The 22,457-nt window shown below is 37.0% G+C and carries 25 protein-coding genes and 1 riboswitch; all 25 genes read right to left on the minus strand.

From position 1 onward, the window contains the following. Position 1: 1 nt before the first annotated feature. Positions 2-991, minus strand: a complete 990-nt coding sequence (locus PRVXH_RS08300) for an aspartate-semialdehyde dehydrogenase (RefSeq protein ID WP_353892315.1) — start codon at positions 989-991, stop codon at positions 2-4. An 11-nt stretch (positions 992-1,002) separates the two neighbouring features. Next, entirely contained in the window at positions 1,003-1,830 is an 828-nt protein-coding gene (dapF, locus tag PRVXH_RS08305; RefSeq protein ID WP_353892316.1) for a diaminopimelate epimerase, read from the minus strand. A gap of 20 nt (positions 1,831-1,850) precedes the next feature. After that, a complete protein-coding gene (locus tag PRVXH_RS08310; protein ID WP_353892317.1) occupies positions 1,851-3,056 on the minus strand; it encodes an aspartate kinase in 1,206 nt (401 codons plus the stop codon). A gap of 12 nt (positions 3,057-3,068) precedes the next feature. Further along, on the minus strand, positions 3,069-4,376 hold the full coding sequence (gene lysA / locus PRVXH_RS08315) for a diaminopimelate decarboxylase (RefSeq protein WP_353892318.1): 1,308 nt from the start codon (positions 4,374-4,376) through the stop codon (positions 3,069-3,071). A gap of 93 nt (positions 4,377-4,469) precedes the next feature. Next, a riboswitch (Lysine riboswitch) is annotated at positions 4,470-4,619 on the minus strand. 70 nt (positions 4,620-4,689) lie between these two features. Beyond that, positions 4,690-5,136 (minus strand): GerW family sporulation protein, encoded by a 447-nt coding sequence (gene ytfJ, locus PRVXH_RS08320; RefSeq protein WP_353892319.1) that lies wholly within the window; start codon positions 5,134-5,136, stop codon positions 4,690-4,692. After that, a complete protein-coding gene (locus tag PRVXH_RS08325; RefSeq protein WP_353892320.1) occupies positions 5,084-5,782 on the minus strand; it encodes a DUF2953 domain-containing protein in 699 nt (232 codons plus the stop codon). The genes ytfJ and PRVXH_RS08325 overlap by 53 nt, the downstream gene beginning before the upstream one ends. 485 nt (positions 5,783-6,267) lie before the next feature. Further along, positions 6,268-6,780, minus strand: coding sequence for an SMC-Scp complex subunit ScpB (gene scpB, locus PRVXH_RS08330; protein WP_353892321.1), 513 nt, complete (start codon positions 6,778-6,780; stop codon positions 6,268-6,270). Further along, on the minus strand, positions 6,747-7,502 hold the full coding sequence (locus PRVXH_RS08335; protein WP_353892322.1) for a segregation/condensation protein A: 756 nt from the start codon (positions 7,500-7,502) through the stop codon (positions 6,747-6,749). The genes scpB and PRVXH_RS08335 overlap by 34 nt, the downstream gene beginning before the upstream one ends. 12 nt (positions 7,503-7,514) lie before the next feature. Beyond that, on the minus strand, positions 7,515-8,165 hold the full coding sequence (locus tag PRVXH_RS08340) for a site-2 protease family protein (protein WP_353892323.1): 651 nt from the start codon (positions 8,163-8,165) through the stop codon (positions 7,515-7,517). Positions 8,166-8,167: 2 nt separating this feature from the next. Further along, complete coding sequence (locus PRVXH_RS08345) at positions 8,168-10,801, minus strand: CBS domain-containing protein (protein ID WP_353892324.1); 2,634 nt, start codon at positions 10,799-10,801, stop codon at positions 8,168-8,170. A gap of 166 nt (positions 10,802-10,967) precedes the next feature. Next, on the minus strand, positions 10,968-11,942 hold the full coding sequence (locus PRVXH_RS08350; protein WP_353892325.1) for an acyl-CoA dehydratase activase: 975 nt from the start codon (positions 11,940-11,942) through the stop codon (positions 10,968-10,970). Then, complete coding sequence (locus PRVXH_RS08355; RefSeq protein ID WP_353892326.1) at positions 11,935-13,032, minus strand: CoA protein activase; 1,098 nt, start codon at positions 13,030-13,032, stop codon at positions 11,935-11,937. Before PRVXH_RS08355 ends, PRVXH_RS08350 begins: the two co-directional genes overlap by 8 nt. Then, positions 13,023-13,937 carry an acyl-CoA dehydratase activase-related protein gene (locus tag PRVXH_RS08360; protein WP_353892327.1) on the minus strand — a complete coding sequence of 305 codons (915 nt, stop codon included), beginning with the start codon at positions 13,935-13,937 and terminating at the stop codon, positions 13,023-13,025. Before PRVXH_RS08360 ends, PRVXH_RS08355 begins: the two co-directional genes overlap by 10 nt. Before the next feature lie 16 nt (positions 13,938-13,953). Then, positions 13,954-14,508: a stage V sporulation protein AE gene (locus PRVXH_RS08365; protein ID WP_353892328.1), complete on the minus strand. Its 555-nt coding sequence runs from the start codon at positions 14,506-14,508 to the stop codon at positions 13,954-13,956. A gap of 203 nt (positions 14,509-14,711) precedes the next feature. Next, positions 14,712-15,062: a stage V sporulation protein AE gene (gene spoVAE, locus PRVXH_RS08370; RefSeq protein WP_353892329.1), complete on the minus strand. Its 351-nt coding sequence runs from the start codon at positions 15,060-15,062 to the stop codon at positions 14,712-14,714. Then, positions 15,062-16,069 carry a stage V sporulation protein AD gene (gene spoVAD / locus PRVXH_RS08375; RefSeq protein WP_353892330.1) on the minus strand — a complete coding sequence of 336 codons (1,008 nt, stop codon included), beginning with the start codon at positions 16,067-16,069 and terminating at the stop codon, positions 15,062-15,064. Before spoVAD ends, spoVAE begins: the two co-directional genes overlap by 1 nt. Before the next feature lie 10 nt (positions 16,070-16,079). Further along, on the minus strand, positions 16,080-16,538 hold the full coding sequence (spoVAC, locus tag PRVXH_RS08380) for a stage V sporulation protein AC (protein ID WP_353892331.1): 459 nt from the start codon (positions 16,536-16,538) through the stop codon (positions 16,080-16,082). Positions 16,539-16,659: 121 nt separating this feature from the next. Continuing rightward, positions 16,660-16,872 (minus strand): dodecin family protein, encoded by a 213-nt coding sequence (locus tag PRVXH_RS08385; protein WP_353892332.1) that lies wholly within the window; start codon positions 16,870-16,872, stop codon positions 16,660-16,662. Between the two features lie 18 nt (positions 16,873-16,890). After that, the gene (locus PRVXH_RS08390) at positions 16,891-17,319 is read right to left on the minus strand and encodes a stage V sporulation protein AB (protein ID WP_353892333.1); all 429 of its coding nucleotides are present in this window, start codon (positions 17,317-17,319) and stop codon (positions 16,891-16,893) included. Next, positions 17,312-17,923, minus strand: a complete 612-nt coding sequence (locus PRVXH_RS08395) for a stage V sporulation protein AA (protein ID WP_353892334.1) — start codon at positions 17,921-17,923, stop codon at positions 17,312-17,314. The genes PRVXH_RS08390 and PRVXH_RS08395 overlap by 8 nt, the downstream gene beginning before the upstream one ends. 240 nt (positions 17,924-18,163) lie before the next feature. Next, the gene (locus PRVXH_RS08400) at positions 18,164-18,913 is read right to left on the minus strand and encodes a sigma-70 family RNA polymerase sigma factor (RefSeq protein ID WP_353892335.1); all 750 of its coding nucleotides are present in this window, start codon (positions 18,911-18,913) and stop codon (positions 18,164-18,166) included. 12 nt (positions 18,914-18,925) lie between these two features. Continuing rightward, positions 18,926-19,348, minus strand: coding sequence for an anti-sigma F factor (gene spoIIAB, locus PRVXH_RS08405; protein ID WP_353894565.1), 423 nt, complete (start codon positions 19,346-19,348; stop codon positions 18,926-18,928). Between the two features lie 12 nt (positions 19,349-19,360). Beyond that, entirely contained in the window at positions 19,361-19,708 is a 348-nt protein-coding gene (locus PRVXH_RS08410) for an anti-sigma factor antagonist (protein ID WP_353892336.1), read from the minus strand. A gap of 124 nt (positions 19,709-19,832) precedes the next feature. Further along, positions 19,833-20,981: a D-alanyl-D-alanine carboxypeptidase family protein gene (locus PRVXH_RS08415; protein WP_353892337.1), complete on the minus strand. Its 1,149-nt coding sequence runs from the start codon at positions 20,979-20,981 to the stop codon at positions 19,833-19,835. Between the two features lie 135 nt (positions 20,982-21,116). Next, the gene (locus PRVXH_RS08420; protein WP_353892338.1) at positions 21,117-22,439 is read right to left on the minus strand and encodes a pyrimidine-nucleoside phosphorylase; all 1,323 of its coding nucleotides are present in this window, start codon (positions 22,437-22,439) and stop codon (positions 21,117-21,119) included. Between the last annotated feature and the right edge of the window lie 18 nt (positions 22,440-22,457).

Here is a 22,457-nt window from a genome sequence, read left to right on the forward strand (position 1 = left end):
ATTAATCCTCCTTTAGTAAAAGTTCTGCTATTTGAACCGTATTGGTTGACGCTCCTTTTCTAATGTTATCTGCAACAACCCATAGGTTTAAACCATTTTCCAAGCTAAAGTCCCTTCTAAGCCTACCTACGTATACATCATCAGTGTTATGCGCGTTAATTGCCATAGGATACACATTATTTTTTATATCATCTAATACGACTATACCTTCCTTGTCATTTAGAGCTTGTAAGACGCTTTGTAGATTATAGGGCTTTTCTAGCTCAACATTAACTGATAGACTATGTCCATTCTCCACAGGAACTCTAACCGTAGTAGCGGTAACTCCCATCTTGCTATTTTTAAGAATTTTCTTCGTTTCATCTATCATTTTTCTTTCTTCTTTTGTGTATCCATCATCCATAAAGACATCGATATGTGGTAGGCAGTTAAATGCTATTGGATGCGGATAGTTTTTAGGCTCTTTTCCTTGGACGCCTGACTTAAGATCATCTACACCTGCCACACCAGAGCCTGAAACTGCTTGGTATGTTGAATAAACCACTCTCTTTATTTTACAAAGGTCGTCTAACACTTTAAGAGGAAGCACAGCTTGAATCGTGCTGCAGTTTGGGTTTGATATTATCCCTTTATGACTAAAGGCATCCTCTGGATTTACTTCAGGTACCACTAAAGGTACATCATCATCCATTCTCCATGCACTGCTATTATCTACCACCACAGCTCCGCTTTCTTTTGCAATTGGAGCAAATTTTTTGCTTATTTCTCCTCCTGCAGAAAATAAAGCTATGTCTATATCCTTAAAAGAATTTTCCGTAAGCTCTAAAACAACATGTTCTTTTCCTTTAAACATAACCTTTTTGCCTGCAGATCTTTTAGATGCCAAAAACAAAATGTTATTTACGGGAAAGTCTCTCTCTTCTAACACTCTTTTAATGGTTTGACCCACCATACCTGTAGCACCTACTATGGCTAAATTAGCTTTTTTCATTATTTCACCTCCTAAAAATTATACATTCCTCGACAGATTAGCTCCGCCGGTCCAGTCATATAAACTTCTTTTTGTAATTGTTTAATTTGAAGTTTTCCCCCTAGAACATGAACATTTATATCATTACCTGTTCCTTTTACCAAAGCAGAAACTACAGCCGTCGCTGCAGCACCTGTACCACAAGATAGTGTCTGACCTGCTCCTCTTTCATAAGTTACAACCTTTATATTTTCATTATCCATAACTTCGGCAAAGTTTACGTTGATTTTCTTTGGAAAAATTGGGGCACTTTCTATAGTTTTACCTTGACGGTTTACATCAATGCTTTTTAGATCATCAACAAAAACGACACTGTGCAAAGTCCCCATTGTGATTACAGAGATGAAGTAAGGTTCTTCATCAAAGGTTAACTTTTTGTTAATAATCCTGTTAGCCTCTATCGAAACATCTTCTTTTGAAGTCTCAAATTCAGGTTTTCCCATATTAATTGTAACAAATCTTGTTAAACCACCTTCAATTGATAGATTAACATTCATAACCCCCGCTAGAGTTTCTACGGTGAAATCTTCTAGTTCAACTATTTTATTATCAAAAACATATTTAGCAAAGCACCTGATTCCGTTTCCACACATAGGTGCAACTGTGCCGTCAGAGTTAAAAAAATCCATCCTAACATCAGCTATATTTGAATTTTCTACTATCATCATTCCATCGGCACCAATGCCAAACCTTCTATGACAAACTTTCCTTGCTAAAGTTTCTCTATCTTCAATTTTATTTTCCAGTCCGTTAAATATTATAAAGTCATTACCTGTACCTTGGTACTTTTCGAAGTGCAAAATACTCCCCTCCCCAGTCTCTACAGATTAAAAGCAGTTGCAGCAACATCTACAGCTTTTTGTTTAAAAGCTTTGTCTAAAGTATAGGATATGCTAATTTCTGAAGTTGTAACCTGTTGAAATTCTATTTGATTATCTGCAAATACTCTAAACAGTTTAGCTGCCACGCCAGATTGAGTTCGCATGCCTGTACCTACAACAGAAAGTTTGATAATTTCATCATCTTTTTCAAGCTCTACGCTGGAGTGCTTTTGAGCAATAACTTCCATTGCTTCTTTTACTGATTCATAGTCCTTTGCAGAGGCTGTAAATGAAAGGTTAACGAAACCTTCTCTTGGCAATGTCTGGCTTATTATGTCAACGCTGACACCTGCTTCTGCTAGCAGAGTGAAAACCTCTGCTACATTACTTGATGAATGTGGTATGTTTTTTAATGTAACCATTAACACATCGTCAGTTACTGATAGTCCTGTTACGCTTCTTTCCTCCACTTGTTTATCCCACTCCTTTATTAAAGTGCCAGAGGCATCGCTTAAACTTGACGCTACATATATAGGCACCTTGTAGCGATGTCCAATTTCAACCGACCTACACTCCATTACTTTTGCCCCTAGCTGCGACATTTCCTTCATTTCCTCATAGCTTATAACATCAAGTTTTTGGGCTTTACTATATAATCGAGGATCTACACTGTATATACCTTCCACATCAGTATAAATCTCGCATTTACAACCTAATTTTGCTGCAAAAGCTACTGCGGTGGTGTCGCTACCTCCTCTACCTAAGGTAGTGACTTCCCCTCTTTCATTTACCCCTTGAAAACCAGCTATAATCACAATTTTATCTTTATTTAAGTACTCTTTTACAGTACTTACGTCTATATCAGCAATTTTTGTGTTACAATATATTCCTGTCGTTTTGACACCTGCTTGCTGACCTGTTAACGCTATAGAGTCATAGCCTTTTTCTTTTAAGATCATTGTAAGCAAAGATGCTGAAACCTGCTCTCCGGTAGCTAATAGCATATCTAATTCCCTTTTAGAAGGAGCGTTACATGCTTGGTTTGATAGCTCTATAAGATTGTTTGTTGTTTTTCCCATAGCTGAAACTATCACTACCATTTTAAATCCATTTTTTCTATTTCTAATTACTCTATCTGCTATAGTCTTCATCTTGTCTATAGAGCTAAGTGAAGACCCACCAAATTTTTGTACTATAGTATTCAATTTAGTATCCCCCTACCCTTCGATGTCTACGTCGTTTTTTATTATATCTTCATAGGTTTCTCGTCTAACAACTATCTTAGCTTTTCCATCTTTAACAAAAACGACAGCCGGCTTTGTCAGCCTGTTATAATTTGACGCCATACTATAATTATAAGCGCCTGTAGAGGATACAGCGACTAGGTCGCCACGATTTGGTTTAGCAAGCTTAAAGCTCTTACCTAAAATATCACCTGACTCACAACATTTTCCTGTAATTGCAAAGTCTTTTTCTGCTTTATCATTCATTCTATTAGCTAAACAAAACTCATGTTTAGCACCATACAAAGCCGGTCTAATATTATCAGCCATGCTACCATCAACAAAAACATAGTTTTTTCCACTGTAGGTAGTCTTGGTACTTCCAACTTTGTACAAAGTTGTACCGGCATTTGCAACTATAGACCTACCTGGCTCGATGAGCACCTTAGGTGGAATGATCCCTAAAAGGTTTGATTGTTCATCTATTTCACTTAGCAGCCTTTCAAAAAAACTAGGCAAGTCAATAGGGTCATCAGATTCGGTATAGTATATCCCAAACCCTCCCCCTAGATTGAGTTCATTAACTTGCACTCCTATTTTGTTATTTAAGGATTTAATGAATTTTAGCATTACAGTTGCTTGTTCTAGAAATGAACCTTCTTCAAAAATCTGCGAACCAATGTGACTATGCAGCCCTTTAAATGAAATGTTAGGATCGTCATTTATTTCTTTTATGAAATCATAAATTCCATCTGCAAAAATACTTTCCCCAAATTTAGAATCAGATTTTGTAGTGCTTATATACTCGTGGGTATAAGCCTCAATACCAGGGTTAACCCTCAAAAGCACTTCAACCTTTGCGCCTATATTTTTAGTAATTGTGCTAAGCACTTTAAATTCGTTTACGTTATCTATAATTATTCTTCCCACATTATTCTCAACTGCCATATAAAGCTCAGATTCTAGTTTATTATTACCGTGAAAGTAAATCTTTTGGCGGGGAAAATCAGCTTTTATAGCTGTATATAGCTCTCCACCAGAAACTACATCTAAAGAAAGTCCTTCGTTAGCAATTAGCTTACACATTGCAATATTCAAAAAAGCTTTTGACGCATAGATTACTTCCGTTTGCAAACTCTCGCTAGTAAAAGATTCCTTATAAATTCTACACCGATTTCTAATGTTTTTTTCATCGACTATATACAGCGGCGTGCCGTACTCTGAAGCTAAGCTAACAGAGTCGCAACCACCAATTTCTAAATGCCCTTCACTATTAATTTCCATTGTACCAAATAATTTCACAGTTAGACACCCCTTGTATAAAATTAGCAACAAAAAAACAGCCGTGAACAAAAGGTTCAACGACTGTTTTAAAAAGCAGCGCCTTTTGCCCACAACGCGAAAAGTTCTCCACCAAAAAATCGGGCAACCTTTTGGCGACAGTGCTATGCCTCTTAAAACATAACCCCAATACATAAAGTATTTCGGCAAGCGCCCCTTTCCTTTTACAAGTACTTTTGACGACTCGCAGCCTCATTTTCGCATCGACATATTCAATTGTTGTCTATAAAGGATAGTAACACAGTATTTTTTTACAGTCAAGTAATTTCTTGAATTAATTCTCCACTTCAGCCTTGAGCTGTGCAAGCTCTGCTTCTAACTTTTGAAGTTTGTTCTTATCCACTTCTTGACCGTTCTCATCAAAAAGGGTTTGGAACTTGTCTAAAATTTGAGGAGCGAGGTCAATAAGGCGGTCAAAGATGGCGTTATTGTTTACAGGTAGCAAGCGCACTTGTTCGTTTCCAACCACTAAAAAACCTACTGGCTGTACCGACACCCCACCACCACTACCGCCACCAAACGGAAAAGCTTCTGCATCTTTTTCATCATTTTCAAACTCAGTCCCCCCTGCAGCAAAACCGAAACCTACTTTGGAAATAGGTATTATCACATTGCCATCGGGGGTTTCAATGGCATCACCAATAACGGTATTTACATCTACCATTTCTTTAATGCTTTCCATAGCGGTTTTCATTAACCCTTGAATTGGATGATCTGACAAAATTAACACCCCTTAAGTATTTTATTTTGGTTTTTATTAAAAAAAACAATAAATATATACCAACAGTTATAATATAGCCTAATGGAAATGTTATTATACAGTTTAGCTTGGTAGAAAAAACAGTTTTATTAAATTTAGGGACAATTGATATAGCAGGTTTTCCTAGTTTAGCAACTTTTCCAACAACACCAACCATGGTAATTTTTACCTGCCACAAAACCCCATATAATAATCCTGTGTCCGCCGCATCCGTAGTTCCGTAAGTTGTTTTCCATTCAAGTTCTAATACTCTTACCCATTTTTTACTATACTTCATAATATTACTTGATATCTTTTTAAAGTTTTTTCGCTCATTTAGCACCAAGGCTAGCACTTCTTTTTTTAGCCCAACTTTTTTATGAATATCAAAAAAAGGCTTTTTCTTAGCTTTTTCAAACTCTGCTTCTAATTCAACTTTTTTATCTTTATAAACTAGTTTGGGAATGTCAATATTGTACCTAATTAACCCCCACAACAGTCTAACACCTAAGACGACATCTTTTTCTTTAGCTCCATGCTTAATAAGTATGTGAAGCCGAACTGGGGATATAAAGATTATTAAGTATATTGTTACCATGAAAAGAGGGACAAGTCTCAACCAAGACATAACAAAGCCACCTTATAAAAGCCAGTTTAAACTCACTAAATCTATTCTCTCCTTAATCCATAAAAATATTATGAATGATATTACCTCAAATAGTAAAAGACTAGCCAAGAGCTATATTTATAGCTTGGCTAGTCTTTTGATTTGTATACGCACGGATAGTCTTCCCGCTACACCCAAAATAACAACATGTAAGGTAGGCCATACAAAGTCATTTCACTCGTAACGATGCGCAAGCGAGAAATAAGCCGTCCCAAGATGGCTCAGACCGCTTAAAAGGGTTCAGATTCTAGGCGTAGAACATTCACAAGCATAGGTTTTATACTGATGTGAGTCCCCTAAAACAACTAAGATGGCTTAGCCTAAGGTGGCTCAGACCGCTTAAAAGGGTTCAGATTCTAGGCGCTAAGTTGAGCTCAGGGCAGGCGCGTATAACTGATACGCAACTGGTCTGAGCTCAACTTAGCAACAACGAAGATGGACCCTTTTTAGCGGTCTGAGGGTGTTGGTAGATCCTCTAAATCCCCTAACCCAAACTGCTTTAAAAACTCCTCAGTCGTTCCGTATAGGATTGGTCTTCCTGTACATTCTTTTCTACCTACTTCTTCTATCAACTCTCTTGCTAGCAAGGTTGAGATAGCTTTTTCTACTTTTACACCTCTTACGTCCTCTATCTCTGCTCGGGTAATTGGCTGTTTATAGGCGATAATGGCTAGGGTTTCTACTGTGGCGTTTGTTAGGTTATTATGTCTGGTTTCTCCAAAAAGCTTTTGTATAAACTTATGGTATTGGGGTTTGGAGCACATTTGATATCCTCCTGCGACCTCTTTTATCATTAATCCCCCACTTTTTTCTTTTTGAGCTATTAGCTCTTCCATTAGTTTATTCACTTGTAGCTGAGTCAATTCTAACGCCTCAGAAATTTGGTCTATTGTAACTGGTTCACCAGCTGCAAATAGCAATGCCTCTAGGCAATCGTAGATGTTTCCCCTTTGTTCCAATTTTCATCCCCTCTTTTTTTAGCTTTTATGATTATATCTCCAAAGTATTCTTTTTGAGTTACACTAATCTCATTAACTCTTATAAGCTCCAGCATAGCTAGGAAGGTTAGCACCATTTCCTCTCTACTTTTGCATTCTAGCATTATATCATTAAAGCTTAGACTTTTTGATTTATACAATTTCTTTTTTAATGTAACCATTTTGTCATCGATGGTTATTTTTTCTTTCTTTACTTCGTGCGGTTTTTCTTCTTTAATTGGTGATTTATCAAGCGCTCTCTGAAATGCAGAGTATAAACTATTAAGCGATAGTTTAACCGGTCCTTTCTTTTCTTTGATTACTTCAGGAGGTCTGGTATGAAACGCATTTTGTCTTTCCGCCATTTCTTCTAAAATAGTAGATACTTCTTTATATCTTTTGTACTCTAAAAGCCGACGAACCAATTGTTCTCGAGGATCCTCTATTTCTTCATTTTCAGAAATTATTTTTTTCCGCTTAGGAAGTAGCGAGCGACTTTTAATATCTATCAATGTAGCAGCTACAACTAAAAACTCACTTACCCCTTCTAGATCAAGTTTCTCTAACTCCTCCACATATCGAAGGTATTCATCAGTTATTTGAGATATAGATATCTCATTTATATCTACCTCTGCTTTTTCCACTAAATGAAGCAAAAGATCAAATGGTCCTTCAAATTGCTCAAGCTTTACTTTAAACTCCATTTTTTTCTCCCCCTAAATAATTCCGAAAACAATAAAGAACAGAGTACTAAGAATTGTTTCCGCAATAGGAACTAAAATTCTCGGCAAGGTTCTTGTTACCAAAAGTAGTATTAGTATTAACGGCGCATATGCCTCTACTTGTTGATACTGCATTCTTGCTTTAGGTGAAAGTACACTTGTAAGAATTTTAGAGCCATCTAAAGGTGGTAGAGGAATCAGGTTAAATACCATAAAGTATAAATTAAGTCTAGCTAGCAACATAAAAAAAGTTTGCAAGGCTTGTATTACTCCTAAAAGGTCACTTTGCAAAGGTAAAGAAGCACCTATTGTTGCCACAACCCTTAATAGGACCAAAGAGACAAAGGCAAGAGCCAAGTTTGCAAGCGGTCCCGCCAAAGAAACCTTAATTATGCCGGCGTCTCTATTCCCTTTAAAGTTAAAAGGGTTTATTGGAACAGGTTTTGCCCAACCAAATCTTACTATAATTAACATTAAAAGACCCAAGGGATCCACATGCTCTAAAGGATTTAAAGTAAGTCTTCCCTCTCTTTGCGCTGTATTATCACCTAAAGAGTGTGCCATTTTTGCATGCGCGTACTCATGTACTGTCATTGCAAGTAGCACAGCTGGTATAACGTATAGTATTCCATCTAAAAATCCCAAAATTATCTACCCCTTTCAATAAGGTCCAAACCTTTGATATAGTTAAGCTCATCGTCTTTTGTATGGATTTGTCCGTTTAATTTCTGCTGCCTTAATCTAGATATTATTTTGCTATAAATTGGACCAGGTTCTATCCCCATCTTTTTTAGATCGTTACCTGTAGTTTCAACATCGACCTTCTGTAACTCCTCTAAATATAAAAATATCCTATTTTTAAGTAAATCGCTATCTGCTAACGCCATCATGGCACAAAGGCAATGAATGCTTAGACTATTTAGTGCATCATAAATTTCAGAAGGGTCTAGGTGTTTACTTGATTTTAGTCTTTCTATTCTATCTAACCCTCCATTAAAAAAGTTACTAATAATTAATCTGCTGCCTTTTTCCAAGTTAAAGTCATTAAGGACGATTTCAAAAGCTTTTTTAGGATAACTGTTGATTAGTACTAGTAGATAGACTAACAAAACATCTTTTTGCTCTATTATGCTTTTCTCTTGCAATATCTGTACGCTGTCAACTGTTTTTCTCAAATCCTTTTTAAGCTGCTGTGGCTTAGTACATTGCCCAAAAATATTGTCTATAATTCCTAACTCTAATGCCCTTGTAAAAATCACTGAAGGATTAGGCTCAGATACTATGGCCTGGAGTTGTTCCATAATGCGGGTGCCACTTAATTTTTGTAATACGTTATTCTCTAAGGCGTTGTGTAAAAAACTCATAGTGCCTTCATCCATTTGAAAGGAATAGCGACTTTCAAATCTAAGAGCTCTAAAAATGCGAGTTGGATCTTCTACAAAGCTTAGGTTATACAAAACTTTAATATTACCTTGCTCTAGGTCTTTTCTACCCTCAAAAAAGTCTAAAAACTCCCCAAACCTATCTGAGTTAAGCCTAAAAGCTAAGGTGTTAATTGTGAAATCCCGCCTATACAAATCATGTTTTATGGTAGTTTCCTCCACCTCCGGCATTGCTGCTGGGAAAGGATAGAACTCCATTCTAGCTGTAGCGAAATCAATCTTTCTGCCGTCTTTTAAAGTGATAGTAGCAGTGCCAAATTTTTCGTATTCTTTGATCTCTCCACCTAAATACTTTACTATCTTATGGGCAAAAGAAATCGCATCTTGCTCTACCACAATATCAATATCAAGATTGGGTACACCAAGTAATAAATCTCTGACAAAGCCACCAACGGCATATGCTTTGTAACCTTCTTTTTGTGCCTTTTGACCAATCAACCATAACAAACCCTGTAGTTTTTTGGGCAATCGGGTGTTAATTACTTCCATCAAATTTTCACTTTCTTGAGCCATGCTATAATCATTGAAAGTATATAAAGGCTTATGCCATCTAGGGGCTTGTTTGCCATGAATGACCTTTAACACGTCGGTTCTGGTGATTATACCGATCATTTTATCGCTTTCATCCACCACTAAAAGCCTGCCGATATCATAGTGGGTTAACTTCTGTCTCACAGTCTTAAGACTTGAGTCTGGGGAAATTGTCACCACGTTAGTGGACATAAACCCTTTTACAGGAGCATGAGTCAACTTATGATGTATAGCCTTATCAACATCTGTCCTGGATATTATGCCCAACAACTTATCATTTTCAACTACCGGCAATCCTGTATGACCATACCTTAGCATAACTCTGCTGGCTTCATTGATGGAAATATCAGGACCAATTGTTTTAACATGATTTGTCATAACATCTTTTGCGGTAAGAGGAGATGGCAGTTTATTAAGTAAAGAGATAAACTCATGCTTTATAGCCGCTAAGTCTTTATCTTTGATTGTAGCTGCAGCGGACTGTGGGTGTCCTCCGCCTCCCATCTCAACAATGGGCTGGGAAATAGGAAGGTTTTCGTTAAAGCTTCTGCCTATTACATGAATTCTATCAATCATTTTTACCAAGGTAAAAACAGCATCTACATCTTCTATTTTACCAAGCTTATGTGTTAACTCTCCTACTCCTCCAATAAACTCGTCTAAAGAGGCAGTACAAACTACTACGTTCCAGCCATTAAAATCATAGTTTTCCATGTTATCCATAAGCGTTTCTAAAAGCGTTTTTTGATTTTCTGTTAAGGGTTTCGATATATACTGGCTGACTAGTGATAGCTTGGCACCATTTTCTAAAAGAAATGCCGCTGCTTTTACATCTCTAGGAGTGGTCTGGGCAAAAGTTAAATTGCCAGTGTCTTCATAGATGCCTAAAAGAAAAGTAGTAGCTTCAAAGGGAGTTAATTCAACATTGTTTTGCTGAATTTCTTCTATTAGTAAAGTAACAGTTGCACCTACCTCTTCAACTTTTCCCTGCGGAACTTTTTCACCTGATAAGGGGTGATGATCAAAAACAATTACTTCAATGGATTCTTCCCTCAAAAGAGCAGATAAAGTGCCTATCCTTTTAGAGGACAATGTATCTACAATAATTAGTTTTTCTACTTGCTTAGGATCTATTTCAGAAGGAGCTTTAAAATCTAATACGTCTTTATGTAATGAAATATATTCTTTTACATTCTTTTTTACCTTTCCTGCTAACACCATTTTTGTCTTAGGATATAGCTTTGTACAGGCTAACATCGAAGCAAAGCCGTCAAAATCAGTGTTTACGTGAGTAGTAACTATATTCACAGGCTACCACCTCCAAATATATGTAGTTTTAACTTAATTAAGTATATCATATCGCCCGACTGCTTAAAAGCGTTTAAAGTTATGGATACTTGCAATGGCTTATGAATTTAAAAAGGGGCTGTCTCATAAGAGGAATATTTCCCCTATAAAGAGACAACCCTTTCTATTAACTACTTATCTTTTCTTGTTTTAGCGGTTGAAGGTACTTTTGACATTTGTCACCCCAACTTCCTACGATGATGCCATTTCTCTTTAGGTTAACTACCTCGCAGTTATTCCCACAATCGTTACAGTTAAAAGATGTAGTTGTAAAATCATCATCTATTGCTTCTACGCCTAGAAACTGTGACTTTACAGGACGGTGGATACATGCTAGGTGTGCAGATCCAAAGGCGCCCATAACATCAAAGTGAGTTGGTATTAGTATTTTTTGCTCCAACTCTTTTTCAAAGGCCGCTACAATACCAGGGTTAGCCGCTACCCCTCCTTGGAACATTATTGGTGATTTGATATCTTTACCCTTACCAACATTGTTTAAGTAATTTCGTGCCAGCGATGTGCATAGACCGGCTAGTATATCAGCAATGTTGTTGCCTAATTGCTGCTTGTGAATCATGTCTGATTCAGCAAAGACAGAACAACGACCAGCTATTCTTAATTCTGTAGTAGATTCTAAAGCAATACGCCCAAAATCCTCTATGCATATTCCCAGTCGCGCCGCCTGTTGATCTAAAAAAGAACCGGTACCAGCTGCACATACACTATTCATGGCAAAGTCTGTAACTATAGAGTCGTTAAGCACGATTATTTTGGAATCCTGCCCTCCTATCTCTATTACCGTCCTTACATCTTTATCATGTTTTAAAGCTCCTACAGCATGGGCTGTAATCTCATTTTTGACAACGTCGGCTCCAATCATTGCTGCCGCAAGCTTCCTTCCACTGCCAGTTGTCCCCACAGATAGCACAGGGTTATCCTTTGTAAATCTGCTAACAGCATCAAACCCTTTTTTTATAGCCTCAATTGGCCTTCCCTGAGTCCTAATATATTCTTTTGATAGGAGGTTCTGATTATCATCTAAAACCACTATGTTAGTAGAAACAGATCCTACATCTATTCCTATAAACACTCCTTTACCCATAGAGCTTCACCCCTTCACTTTGCATTTTTTTCTGACATATCAAATCCACGTAAGCCTCCAGTCTGGTGTCAATACCCGCTTGAGCGGAATGCTCATCCAAGGATAAGGTTAAAACTGGAATCTTTTTGTCTTTTGATACCTTGCTTATTATTCCTTGCGCAAGTATTTCTGGAGTGCAGGTAAATGGATACACTTGAATAACTCCGTCGAATCCTTGGTCCTTTGCTTTAACCGTTTGCGCAACTGTCTCCTGCCCATGCCCACCAACCATTTGGTCTAAGTAAGCCTTAGCTAAGCGAGCCGTTTCTTTTTCTTTTAAAATTGGAATCATATCTTTAAGCACATGTCCATCAAACCATTCACCTAAATATATAGTCCGTTCAACCTCTACACCTAATTTGGCTAACTTTTCTTCTATATATAAATTTGCTGCCGGTTCGCAAACTAAGTATATTTCACCTAAAAATTTTATCCTAGCTTTTGGTTGGATCTTTTGTAGTTTTTCAAGCTTATATTTATAGTGATCATACAACCCTTTGATAAATTCCACATCTTTAATAGGTTCCACTCGCTTTACAAATTGTTCATAGATTTTAAAGCTTTTAATCTCCCCCATCTCTCTAGGGGCCGTTTTTAAAGTTACCTGGTGTAACCTATCTAAATATTTTTGTTTTGTCAGCGCTATATAGACGTAGCTAATAACTTTATGCCAAGGTGTTTTATTTCGCAGCTTGTTGATGGTTGTATAAGCTTGTCTAGGATATCTCGCAGGAGGCTCAATAATATATGAATCGAACTTATACCCCATCTGGGACAAAGCACCTTTCTGTAGGTATCCATAGTAGCCAAAACGACAAGGTCCTACTCCGCCTGCCATTAATATACTATCAGCACCATTATCAAGAGCTTCTATAAAACTCCCTGTTGTTATTTTAAGAGGAAAGCAGGCTAACTCAGGAGAGTTTTTAGTTCCAACTGCTATAGTATTTTCTGTTATCTTTGGGGGCTTAATAACGTCATGTCCCATCCAATGCAATAGGTTACCTATAGACACGTGACTTGTTCCAAATCTTGGAAATGTTATGCCCATAGTTTCTCCCTCCTTAACATAAGAAGATCCATAAAAGCCTCGATTCTAGTAATTAGTCCTGCTTCTGCGCTGTGCTCATCTAAAGTTAAGAACATTATTGGAGTTTGTCTTCTTTTTTTACGATGCTGCTCAATTATCTCAGTTACAAATGAGTGAGGTCCACATCCAAACGAAGTAACAACTATAATTCCTTGAACTTCTCCCTTTTCCATAGAGCTTAAAGCAGCTGCCGCTATCTCTTCACCATAACTCCAAAAAAGAGGCTTGGGAAGTAAATCTTTTCCCATTTTCAACTCTACATCAGTATAGTCCTCCACAGTTTTAACATCTGCATAATTTTTCACCTTTTCCAAAATACCCGAATTTAAGCCTGGGTCGTAAATATTATAACTATGACCTAAAACAGCAACGTTAACTTCTTTATTCATTACTTTTTGTTTTTTGGGCTTTTTATCGTTTAGTTTGTTAATTGTTTTTCTTATTTTTGTAGGTGAGATATCTAATTCTCTACTTAACTCCACACAGAATTTTTTCAATCCATTATTTGTTCTTAAGTCTATCCTAGGTGATATTAGCTTAGGTAGATGCGGCATCAGACTTAAGCAATATTCAGGCAGTCCTAAAAATTTAGGGCATATGTATTTCTTCTTTTCGATAGCCACGACTCTAGGCAAAAAAATAGCATCAACACCAGCATTTGCAAGATAATCTAAATGTCCTAAGCCTGCCTTAACAGGTAGGCAGGCTTCATCGATAGAGAAACTATTTCCTCTTTTTATAAATGCTTTAGTAGTAGGAGGAGAGATCAAAGTTTCAACTCCCAAAATATTAAAAAATTCTTCTACTTTCTCAGAAACGTTATAATATAGCAAGGTTTTTGGAATACCTATCAACTTATTCTTCATAAATAACATCCTCCAGTTAAACTCCGTTAATTTTTAAAATTTCTTCAATAGCTTTTATCGTTACAGGGACACCTTCTGCTATAGAGTCTTTACCACACATCTTGCCTATATCACCAATGCCAATTATATTATCTATACCCAAACTTTCTAAGTTCTCAACTGTATCTCCGTAAATTTTGTTGTCAGAAACCTCTACGCCGTCTTTATCAACACCATGAGATACAAAATCACCTGTTAAGGTAATTGACTTATCAGGGTTGATTGGCTCAACTGCTGGACTGTTTGATGCCACAGCTAATGCCCCAATAATCTCTATATCCTCTTGATTGACAAGGTATTCTGTTACTCTTTCTCCTTTTCCTTGTCCAGCCCGACCTCTATCATCTACCATAACCAGCACCGTCAAACCTTCACTTTCCATCACAAGGTCTTTAATCTCTTTTCCTTCTAGCTCAGTTGGGTTGCCCGCAGAACTAGAAATACATCTTAAGTTTAATTTCTCTGCAGCTTTTTCAACACACGATTTGGCAACTTTGTCGCCGTCTGTTACTATTATCACTTTCTTTTTCACATCTACTTCCTCCCCATAATTTGTGTTAAACAAATTCTATATTCTAATAACTTGATAATACTTATCATAAGAGCTAATTAAAGGGGGACTGACATGACGAATAAAGCATAATAATCATGCCAGTCCACCTTGTATTAAAATAATTATTAAATACATCTTTACTTGCAAGAGCGATATGGATATTATATCCAAGGTAACTGCGTTTATCCCTTTGGGTTAAAAAACAGGGCAAAGAAAAATGCAAAGATAATAGCAGAGGTAATACCGGTACTTGTCAACTCGAACATACCGGTTAATACACCCACTATGCCAGTGCTAGCTGCTTCCGACATAGCTCCTTGGGCTAAAGAGTTTCCAAACGAAGATATAGGTATACTAGCGCCAGCGCCAGCAAACTCAATAAATGCTGGATAAATTCCAAGACCTCCTAAAATTCCTCCTGCTACTACAAATCCTGAAAGTACATGGGCAGGGGTAAACGGAGTTAAGTCTAGTAGCAGCTGGCCAATAACACATATAGCGCCACCTACTAAAAAAGCTATGATGTATTCCATTAGCTTTCCTCCTTATTCTCTATAATAACGCCATGGGCTGTAGATGGCACAGCTTCTCCCTGTTGAAAGGTAGTAGGACTTAATAAAGCTCCTGTAGCAACTACAATTATTTTTTTATACTGTTTTTGTTTTAAGTAGTACCCTAGTGTCATCAGCGCCGAGCATGCACAACCGCTCCCACCTGCATTTACAGAAGGGTCTTCACCATATATCTCAACGCCACAGTCTACATAGTTAGTACCCAAAAAGTACCCAGCTTCATTTAGTAAGTCCTTTAAAATCTTACCTCCAACTTGACCTAAATCGCCTGTTAAAATAAGATCAAAGTCTTCTGGGCTTTTCTGAGTATCATCTAAAATATTCTTTAAAGTATCAGCAGCAGCTGGCGCCATAGCACTTCCCATATCATAAGGATCTTTAATTCCTTTATCTAGCACCTTTCCAACTGTAAAATGTGTTATCTTAGGGCCGGATTTATTTGCCTCTAGCACAGTACTGCCAGCTCCTGTAACTGTATGCTGTGAATATCCAGGAGGCTTTCCTCCATATTCTGTTGGAAATCTAAATTGTCTTTCAGCAGCTGCATAATGGCTTGAGGTAGCTGTTACTACTCTTTTTCCACACCCAGCCTCTAAAAGTGTGGATCCGACAATCAACCCTTCTACAAAGGTGGAGCAAGCACCGTATAAACCTAAAAAAGGAATGGAAAGATCGGATGCTGTAAAACTTGAGGTGATAATCTGATTTAATAAGTCTCCAGCTAAAAATATATCAACATCATCTGTTTTTAATTTATTATTTTTTAAAGCTTTTTCTACAGCTTCTGTCATTAACTTTTTTTCTGCTTTTTCAAAGCTTTTCTCACCACAGGTCATTTCTGAGTATGTAATATCAAAGTATTGACCATAAGGACCTTTTTTTTCTTTGGGCCCAGAAACAGTGGCAGACGAGACTATATTAATTTCAGTATCTAATTGATAGGTCCAGTTCCCAACTTTTTTTGCCATGAAATCCCTCCTATAAAATAGCTGATATTACACCAATGATAAACGCCGTAACCACTCCAAAAACTATAACAGAACCAGCTAGTGAAAACATTTTGCCCCCAACCCCCAACACAAAGCCCTCTTTTTTAAACTCCAAAGCAGCACTAACCATAGAGTTAGCAAAGCCCGTTACAGGAACTGCAGTTCCTGCTCCAGCAAACTTTGCTATCCGGTCAAACACCCCCAAAGCTGTCAATAATCCACCTAAAAAAATTATTGTTGCTACAGTAGGGTTAGCTGCATCAGTTTGGGAAAACCCAAAAACATTTATAAAAAAATTTTGTATAGCTTGCCCGATAGCACATATTAATCCACCCACCCAAAAAGCATTGAGACAGTTTTTAAAAAGAGGGGTTTTAGGATGATGCGTTTTAACGTATTGACTATAGGTTTGCTTTTGTTGTTGATTGCTTTGCTTTTTGTTTGACATATAATCTAACTCCTCCTAAACTTTGCTAATAATATTTTCGGCATAAAACAGCCTATATATTCATTTAAAAAAGCTTAGCACCAGGCACCCTTAGGTTAGCGCTAAGCTATCTTAACTTTATTTATCTGTCCATTACTGGGAAGGCGACTTTTACATTTGCTTTATATTCAACAAGCTTTCCTTCCTCTACTCTTGCAGTTAGATTCAGCACTTCAACGCCTGAAATCCCATCAACACTTTTTGCTGATTTTGCCACTGCATTTTGAATAGCGTCTTCCCAGCTTTTCGGTGATTCTCCTACTAACTCAATAACCTTCGTTACTGTATCAATCATTTTTTAACCTCCTATAATTTATTGAATTTGAGGTAGTAACCAGTAAAGAAGCGAACCTAAAGTTTTGCCTAAGATAAGAGCAACTAGCAAAATCCTTACATAGTTTATCAACCCTAACCTAAGTGCTATTATCGGCAAAACATTTAATACTTCTGTCAAAGCAGCTGTCAGCATCCCTACAAAAATTCCCATTAACGCTCCTAAAAAGATAGCGGAAAAACCTGGCAACCACATTTCTATATCTAATACAGTCACCAAGGTCCCTAATACCGCCCCAAAGGTGATGGCAGTTTCTAGGATTATCTTTTGTCTTATCCTAAGAAGTTGCGCGACCCTAGGAATAACATCTAAAACAGCTAAAAACGCTGCTAAGGAGGTCCCTACAATGACACCACTGGCTATTCCTATAAAGCCGAAGGTAAAATAGTAGCCTACGCTGCTAATCATCTTTTTTTGTGCTTGCTTCTTTGGTTAAATATTTATTTACATTTTGGTTATATAAAAACATCTCTACCTCTAATGGACTAGGCTCCTGCCTTTTTTTAAGTTTCCCAATATGGTTAAAAAATATAACCATACCTACGCCAATGCCCAAGGAGTATGGCACCTGCAGCATCAGAGGATGGGGCTCATTTTCACCTGTTAACAAGTGAAATATTTGTCTGTGCACAAGTGGCATGCTTACATCTGCGTGAAAGCTCATTATAGCAAGTCCTGAGCCTATAAATATAATTAACCAAGCAACAACTAAGGCAAATATGTGTCTTCCCATTAATCCCTTAATCTTATGGCTTACGACCTCCACTATTATTCCATCTTTGCCTAGCAAGTCAAAGTGTAGATTGGGGAATTCTTTAATAAGCTGCTGAATAATGTCTAAGGCGGAGATTATTTTAATACCTGTTTTTTCTGTATTTACCTCTATAGGAAACTTGAGAAGTTTTTCCTTTTTTTCCGTTTCCGCCATAACTACATCTGCTATATCTTCTAGATAAACTGTTTGGTTTTTGACAACAGTTATCCTTTCCTTATAATGAATATAAACTAACATCTATCAATCACCCACTCTTTATAAAGGTTAACCCTTATTACTCCATTTGGCAGCTCTTCCTCCGAAGGGCTAGTCCTAAAAAGGTAGAATATAAAACTAAGTGTCAAAATCAAAAAAATAGAAATTACTAACCATTGCCATCGAGATAATAGCAATTTTTTTCACCTCCCAATTATTTTTAGTATTCCATAAAAACAAAAAAGGTATAACATAGGCGTAAAATCGCCATGTTATACCTTTTTATTGTGCAAAGTCTTTAAGCTTTTGAATTATTTTCTTTTCTAAACGTGAAACTTGGACCTGTGTCATATCTAAGATTTGAGCAATTTGGCTTTGTGATTTTTCCTTAAAATACCTTAAAATTATAACCTTGCGCTCTATTTCATTTAAGCCAGTTAATATTTCCTTTAAAAATATCTTATTATCAAGCTTTTTAGAGAAATAACTATCCTTAAGCTGATCTTTGAGATAAAAATCATCTTCTTCTCCTACCGGTTGTTCCAATGATTGAATTGGCTGAAGGGCGTCTAAAGCAACAACAACATCTTCCACCGTCATATCTAAATGGCTAGCAATTTCACTTATCTGTGGTGTTCTATTTAGCTTTTGAGTTAGTTCTTCCTGTGCTTCCTTAACTAATTTTGATTGTCCCATTTGTTTTCTGCTAATTTTAATGGGGTTATTGTCTCTGAAGTACATCTTTATTTCACCAATTATTTTTGGAAAAGCATATGTGGAGAAACTAACATTTTGTTTATGATCAAAAGAGTCTATGGCTTTCAGTAATCCTATACACCCTATTTGAAAAAGGTCCTCACTGTCATAAACACCTCTGTACCGTTCAACTACTTTGCCGACAAGCCTCAGGTTATGGTTTAACAACGTCTCTCTTGCTTGCTCATCTCCATTGTGATATCGTTCAAAAAGGTCTAAAACCTCTTGTTTAGAGAGTAATGGATACTGGTTAGCTCTTTGGAAATTAGATTGCATATCTATATCCCCTTAGTTTTGATTTGGTGAGGGAACAATCTTTTTACGCATAGTGATTTGTGTGCCTGATCCGGATTTAGAAAGTATTTCAACCTCATCCATAAAGTTTTCTATTATTGTAAATCCCATCCCCGATCTTTCTAATTCTGGCTTAGATGTATACAGAGGTTCCCGTGCTTGCTCTATATCATCAATTCCTCTCCCAGCATCCTTTACTTTTATCTCCACCACATCACCTTCTATTTTAGCAGACAGAAATAACTCACCCATCTCGCTTTCATAACCATGTATAATCGCATTAGTAACTGCCTCTGAAACAGCTGTCTTAATATCATTTATCTCTTCCACAGTTGGATCTAATTGTGAGGCAAAGCTTGCTATAGTAACTCTAGCAAAAGATTCATTTTTAGATAAGCTAGGTATTTTTAACTCCATATAATTTTCCAACTAATACTCCTCCTTTACTGCCTTTATAGCTATTTTTAAATCAGGATAACACTTTATTATTTTGTCCACTCCTGAAAGGTTAATTACTTTTTTTATATTTGGTCTCAATCCGCACAGTATCATCTTGCTTTTTTTAGCCCTAAGCTCTTTGTACCTTCCAAGTATTATACCTAATCCTGAACTATCCATAAAAGTTAGCTTACTGCATTCGAGTATCAAGTTTCCTGCTAAATCTTTTTCAATTTCTTTTTTAAGTTCCTTCTTTACATGTTCTCCACTATGGTGGTCTAGTTCCCCTCTTAGCTCTGCAATCACACAATTATTCTTGTAGCTAAATGTAACCTCCAAATTTCTCCCCCCTGTGCTTACTTTTGTTTAAGATACATTTCGCCATAAACTATTTTTTTCCTGCTATTTATAAAAAAAGACTTGCATCAAAGCCGCAAGTCTTTTGCTACTTTTTCTTCTTAGCCTACCTAACCGTCCTTAAAAGCTCTTTTAATGACCGACCAAACAACTGAAAAGTACCTGCCTGGGTTATCTCTTCCTCAACTATTAAGTCAAACTTTTCGATAACCGTCCCATCTCTTTTAACCTCTAACACACCCACTGTTTCTCCATTTGAAATTGGCGCATTTAGACGTTTAGGTAAATCTATATTGGTGCTTATTTCTCCTTCTTGTTTTTTATCTAATAATAGAGAAATATTATCCTTTGCTTTTACATCAACTGTACTTTTACTACCCTTCTCAACTTCTATAGTCTTTATACTTTCTCCTTGAGTATGCAGTGTTTGGGTCTTATAGTTTCCAAAGCCATAGTTTAACAGCTGACTAGTTTCTTTAAGCCGTTGGTCAGGAGAAGGTGATTTTAAAATAACAGCTAAAAATCTAGTATCATCTCTTAAGGCCGTTGCCGAAATGCAATGCCCCGCCTTTGTTGTCCACCCTGTCTTAAGACCATCTGCACCAGGGTAGTTTATTAAAAATTTAAGATTAGTATTTGATAGATATACATCACCTAAAAACTCCGTATCCCATTCTACTGTCGCCCACTTATGAACCATAGGGTATTTAAGTAGTTCTCTTGACACTAACGCTACATCGTAAGCAGTACTAAGGTTTTCCTCCTCATCTATCGGAAGCCCCGAAGGATTTAAAAAGTTCGTGTTTTTCATCCCTAATTCTCTAGCTTTTGCGTTCATGTCTTCAACAAAGCCTTCTACACTGGTGCCTACATGCTCAGCTACTGCTACAGAAGCATCATTAGCAGACCCTGATGCTACGGCAATCAATAAGTTTTCTAAAGAAACCTTCTGACCTTTTTCTAAAAATATTTGAGATCCACCCATTTCTGCCGCTCTTTGACTAGCTACTACCATATCATCTAGACTAACTTTTCCCTCTTCGATGGCCTCCACTGCTAATAAAAGAGTCATGACTTTAGTTATTGATGCTATGGGAAAAGGTTTATGAGCTTCATGTTCAAAAACAACCTTACCAGTAACAGGCTCCATTAACAACGCAGCTTCACACTCTAACTCAAATTCCTGTCCAAAAGCAATTTGAGTACCACTAAAACAAACGACAGCTATCAATATACAGATTAAAATCTTTCTCATAGTTTTCCTCCTATACTCAAATGTCACTATTATATTTCCTCATTTTAAACAAAATAATCCATGGAAAATATCTCAACTTAAAGGACAAGAAACACCCCTCCTTTATCCAATTATAATAAGGAGGGGTGTTGACTGTTATTTTTTTATACCTTCTCTAGTTACTACACCATAAATCAAAGGTTTTTCCTCTACTTTTTCCTTAGTTAACTCATAACTATTTATTACCCCATCAACAACATCAGAACTAACCTGACTTGTGCTAGAATACACCGTCGCTAATGGTTCACCGTGTTTAACTTTGTCACCTTGTTTTTTATGGACAATAATTCCCACGCTATGATCAATAGAATCTGTTTTTACAGCTCTTCCAGCTCCTAGCATCATGGCCATTTTCCCTAACGTTTCAGCTTTGATTTTTTTTACATTCCCATCAACTGGGCTTTTAACAGCAACTTTATGCTTTGCAACTGGCAGTAAACTATAGTTATCAACTACATCGGGGTCTCCACCTTGAGCTGATATAAACTCTTTCATTTTAGCTAAGGCCTCGCCACTTTCTAACACTTTGCGTACTGCATTTTCTGCTTGTTGGTTTTCAGTAAAAATTTTGGCTATTACTAACATATGACCTGCCACAGTGATGCAAAGTTTAGTTAGATCTTCCGGGCCTCGTCCCCTTAAGGTTTCAAAGGCTTCAATAACCTCTAAAGAATTACCGATGGCTTCACCTAAAGGCTGATCCATATCAGTTACTAAAGCTACTGTTTCTTTACCTAAGTGTGTACCGATATCAACCATTTCTTTGGCTAACGAAAAAGAGTCTTCCACCGATTTCATAAAAGCCCCGTCCCCGGTTTTCACATCTAAGACAATACCATCGGCGCCAGCTGCTAGCTTTTTACTCATAATCGAGCTAGCTATTAGTGGGATGCTATCTACTGTAGCTGTTACATCTCTTAGACTATAAAGCTTACCATCAGCAGGTGCAAGCTTAGCTGTTTGTCCCATAACGGCCACTTTATTTTTATTTACCTTATCTATAAATTCTTGGCTTGTAAGGTGTATATTAAAACCTTCTATAGATTCTAGTTTATCTAATGTTCCTCCAGTATGCCCTAATCCCCTACCTGACATTTTAGCAAACGGGGCTCCAAAGTGAGCTATTATCGGAGCGATGATCAAGCTTACAGTATCTCCTACTCCTCCTGTGGAATGTTTATCAACTTTTACTCCTTCTATTTCTGAAAGATCAATAGTTTCACCTGAGTTTATTATGCTTTGAGTTAAATTGGCGGTTTCTTCGGAAGTCATCCCTTTAAAAAACACGGCCATGGCAAAGGCAGACATTTGATAATCTGGAATTTCTCCTTTATTGTACCCAGAAATCAAAAAGTCTAGCTCAGCTTTTGTTAATACTTCTCCCTGTCTTTTCTTATAAATAAGATCATAAACTCGCATTATACCTTCACCTCTTGT

This window comes from Proteinivorax hydrogeniformans, assembly GCF_040515995.1.
Classification (GTDB): domain Bacteria; phylum Bacillota; class Proteinivoracia; order Proteinivoracales; family Proteinivoracaceae; genus Proteinivorax; species Proteinivorax hydrogeniformans.

What these genes read in the sequence shown, in the direction of transcription:
- PRVXH_RS08300 (WP_353892315.1), bottom strand. Translation starts at nt 991, where the DNA reads ATGAAAAAAGCTAATTTAGCCATAGTAGGTGCTACAGGTATGGTGGGT.
- PRVXH_RS08325 (WP_353892320.1), bottom strand. Translation starts at nt 5,782, where the DNA reads ATGTCTTGGTTGAGACTTGTCCCTCTTTTCATGGTAACAATATACTTA.
- PRVXH_RS08335 (WP_353892322.1), bottom strand. Translation starts at nt 7,502, where the DNA reads ATGGAGTTTAAAGTAAAGCTTGAGCAATTTGAAGGACCATTTGATCTT.
- PRVXH_RS08350 (WP_353892325.1), bottom strand. Translation starts at nt 11,942, where the DNA reads ATGGGTAAAGGAGTGTTTATAGGAATAGATGTAGGATCTGTTTCTACT.
- PRVXH_RS08355 (WP_353892326.1), bottom strand. Translation starts at nt 13,032, where the DNA reads ATGGGCATAACATTTCCAAGATTTGGAACAAGTCACGTGTCTATAGGT.
- PRVXH_RS08360 (WP_353892327.1), bottom strand. Translation starts at nt 13,937, where the DNA reads ATGAAGAATAAGTTGATAGGTATTCCAAAAACCTTGCTATATTATAAC.
- spoVAE (WP_353892329.1), bottom strand. Translation starts at nt 15,062, where the DNA reads ATGGAATACATCATAGCTTTTTTAGTAGGTGGCGCTATATGTGTTATT.
- spoVAD (WP_353892330.1), bottom strand. Translation starts at nt 16,069, where the DNA reads ATGGCAAAAAAAGTTGGGAACTGGACCTATCAATTAGATACTGAAATT.
- spoVAC (WP_353892331.1), bottom strand. Translation starts at nt 16,538, where the DNA reads ATGTCAAACAAAAAGCAAAGCAATCAACAACAAAAGCAAACCTATAGT.
- PRVXH_RS08385 (WP_353892332.1), bottom strand. Translation starts at nt 16,872, where the DNA reads ATGATTGATACAGTAACGAAGGTTATTGAGTTAGTAGGAGAATCACCG.
- PRVXH_RS08390 (WP_353892333.1), bottom strand. Translation starts at nt 17,319, where the DNA reads ATGATTAGCAGCGTAGGCTACTATTTTACCTTCGGCTTTATAGGAATA.
- PRVXH_RS08395 (WP_353892334.1), bottom strand. Translation starts at nt 17,923, where the DNA reads ATGTTAGTTTATATTCATTATAAGGAAAGGATAACTGTTGTCAAAAAC.
- PRVXH_RS08400 (WP_353892335.1), bottom strand. Translation starts at nt 18,913, where the DNA reads ATGCAATCTAATTTCCAAAGAGCTAACCAGTATCCATTACTCTCTAAA.
- spoIIAB (WP_353894565.1), bottom strand. Translation starts at nt 19,348, where the DNA reads ATGGAGTTAAAAATACCTAGCTTATCTAAAAATGAATCTTTTGCTAGA.
- PRVXH_RS08415 (WP_353892337.1), bottom strand. Translation starts at nt 20,981, where the DNA reads ATGAGAAAGATTTTAATCTGTATATTGATAGCTGTCGTTTGTTTTAGT.
- PRVXH_RS08420 (WP_353892338.1), bottom strand. Translation starts at nt 22,439, where the DNA reads ATGCGAGTTTATGATCTTATTTATAAGAAAAGACAGGGAGAAGTATTA.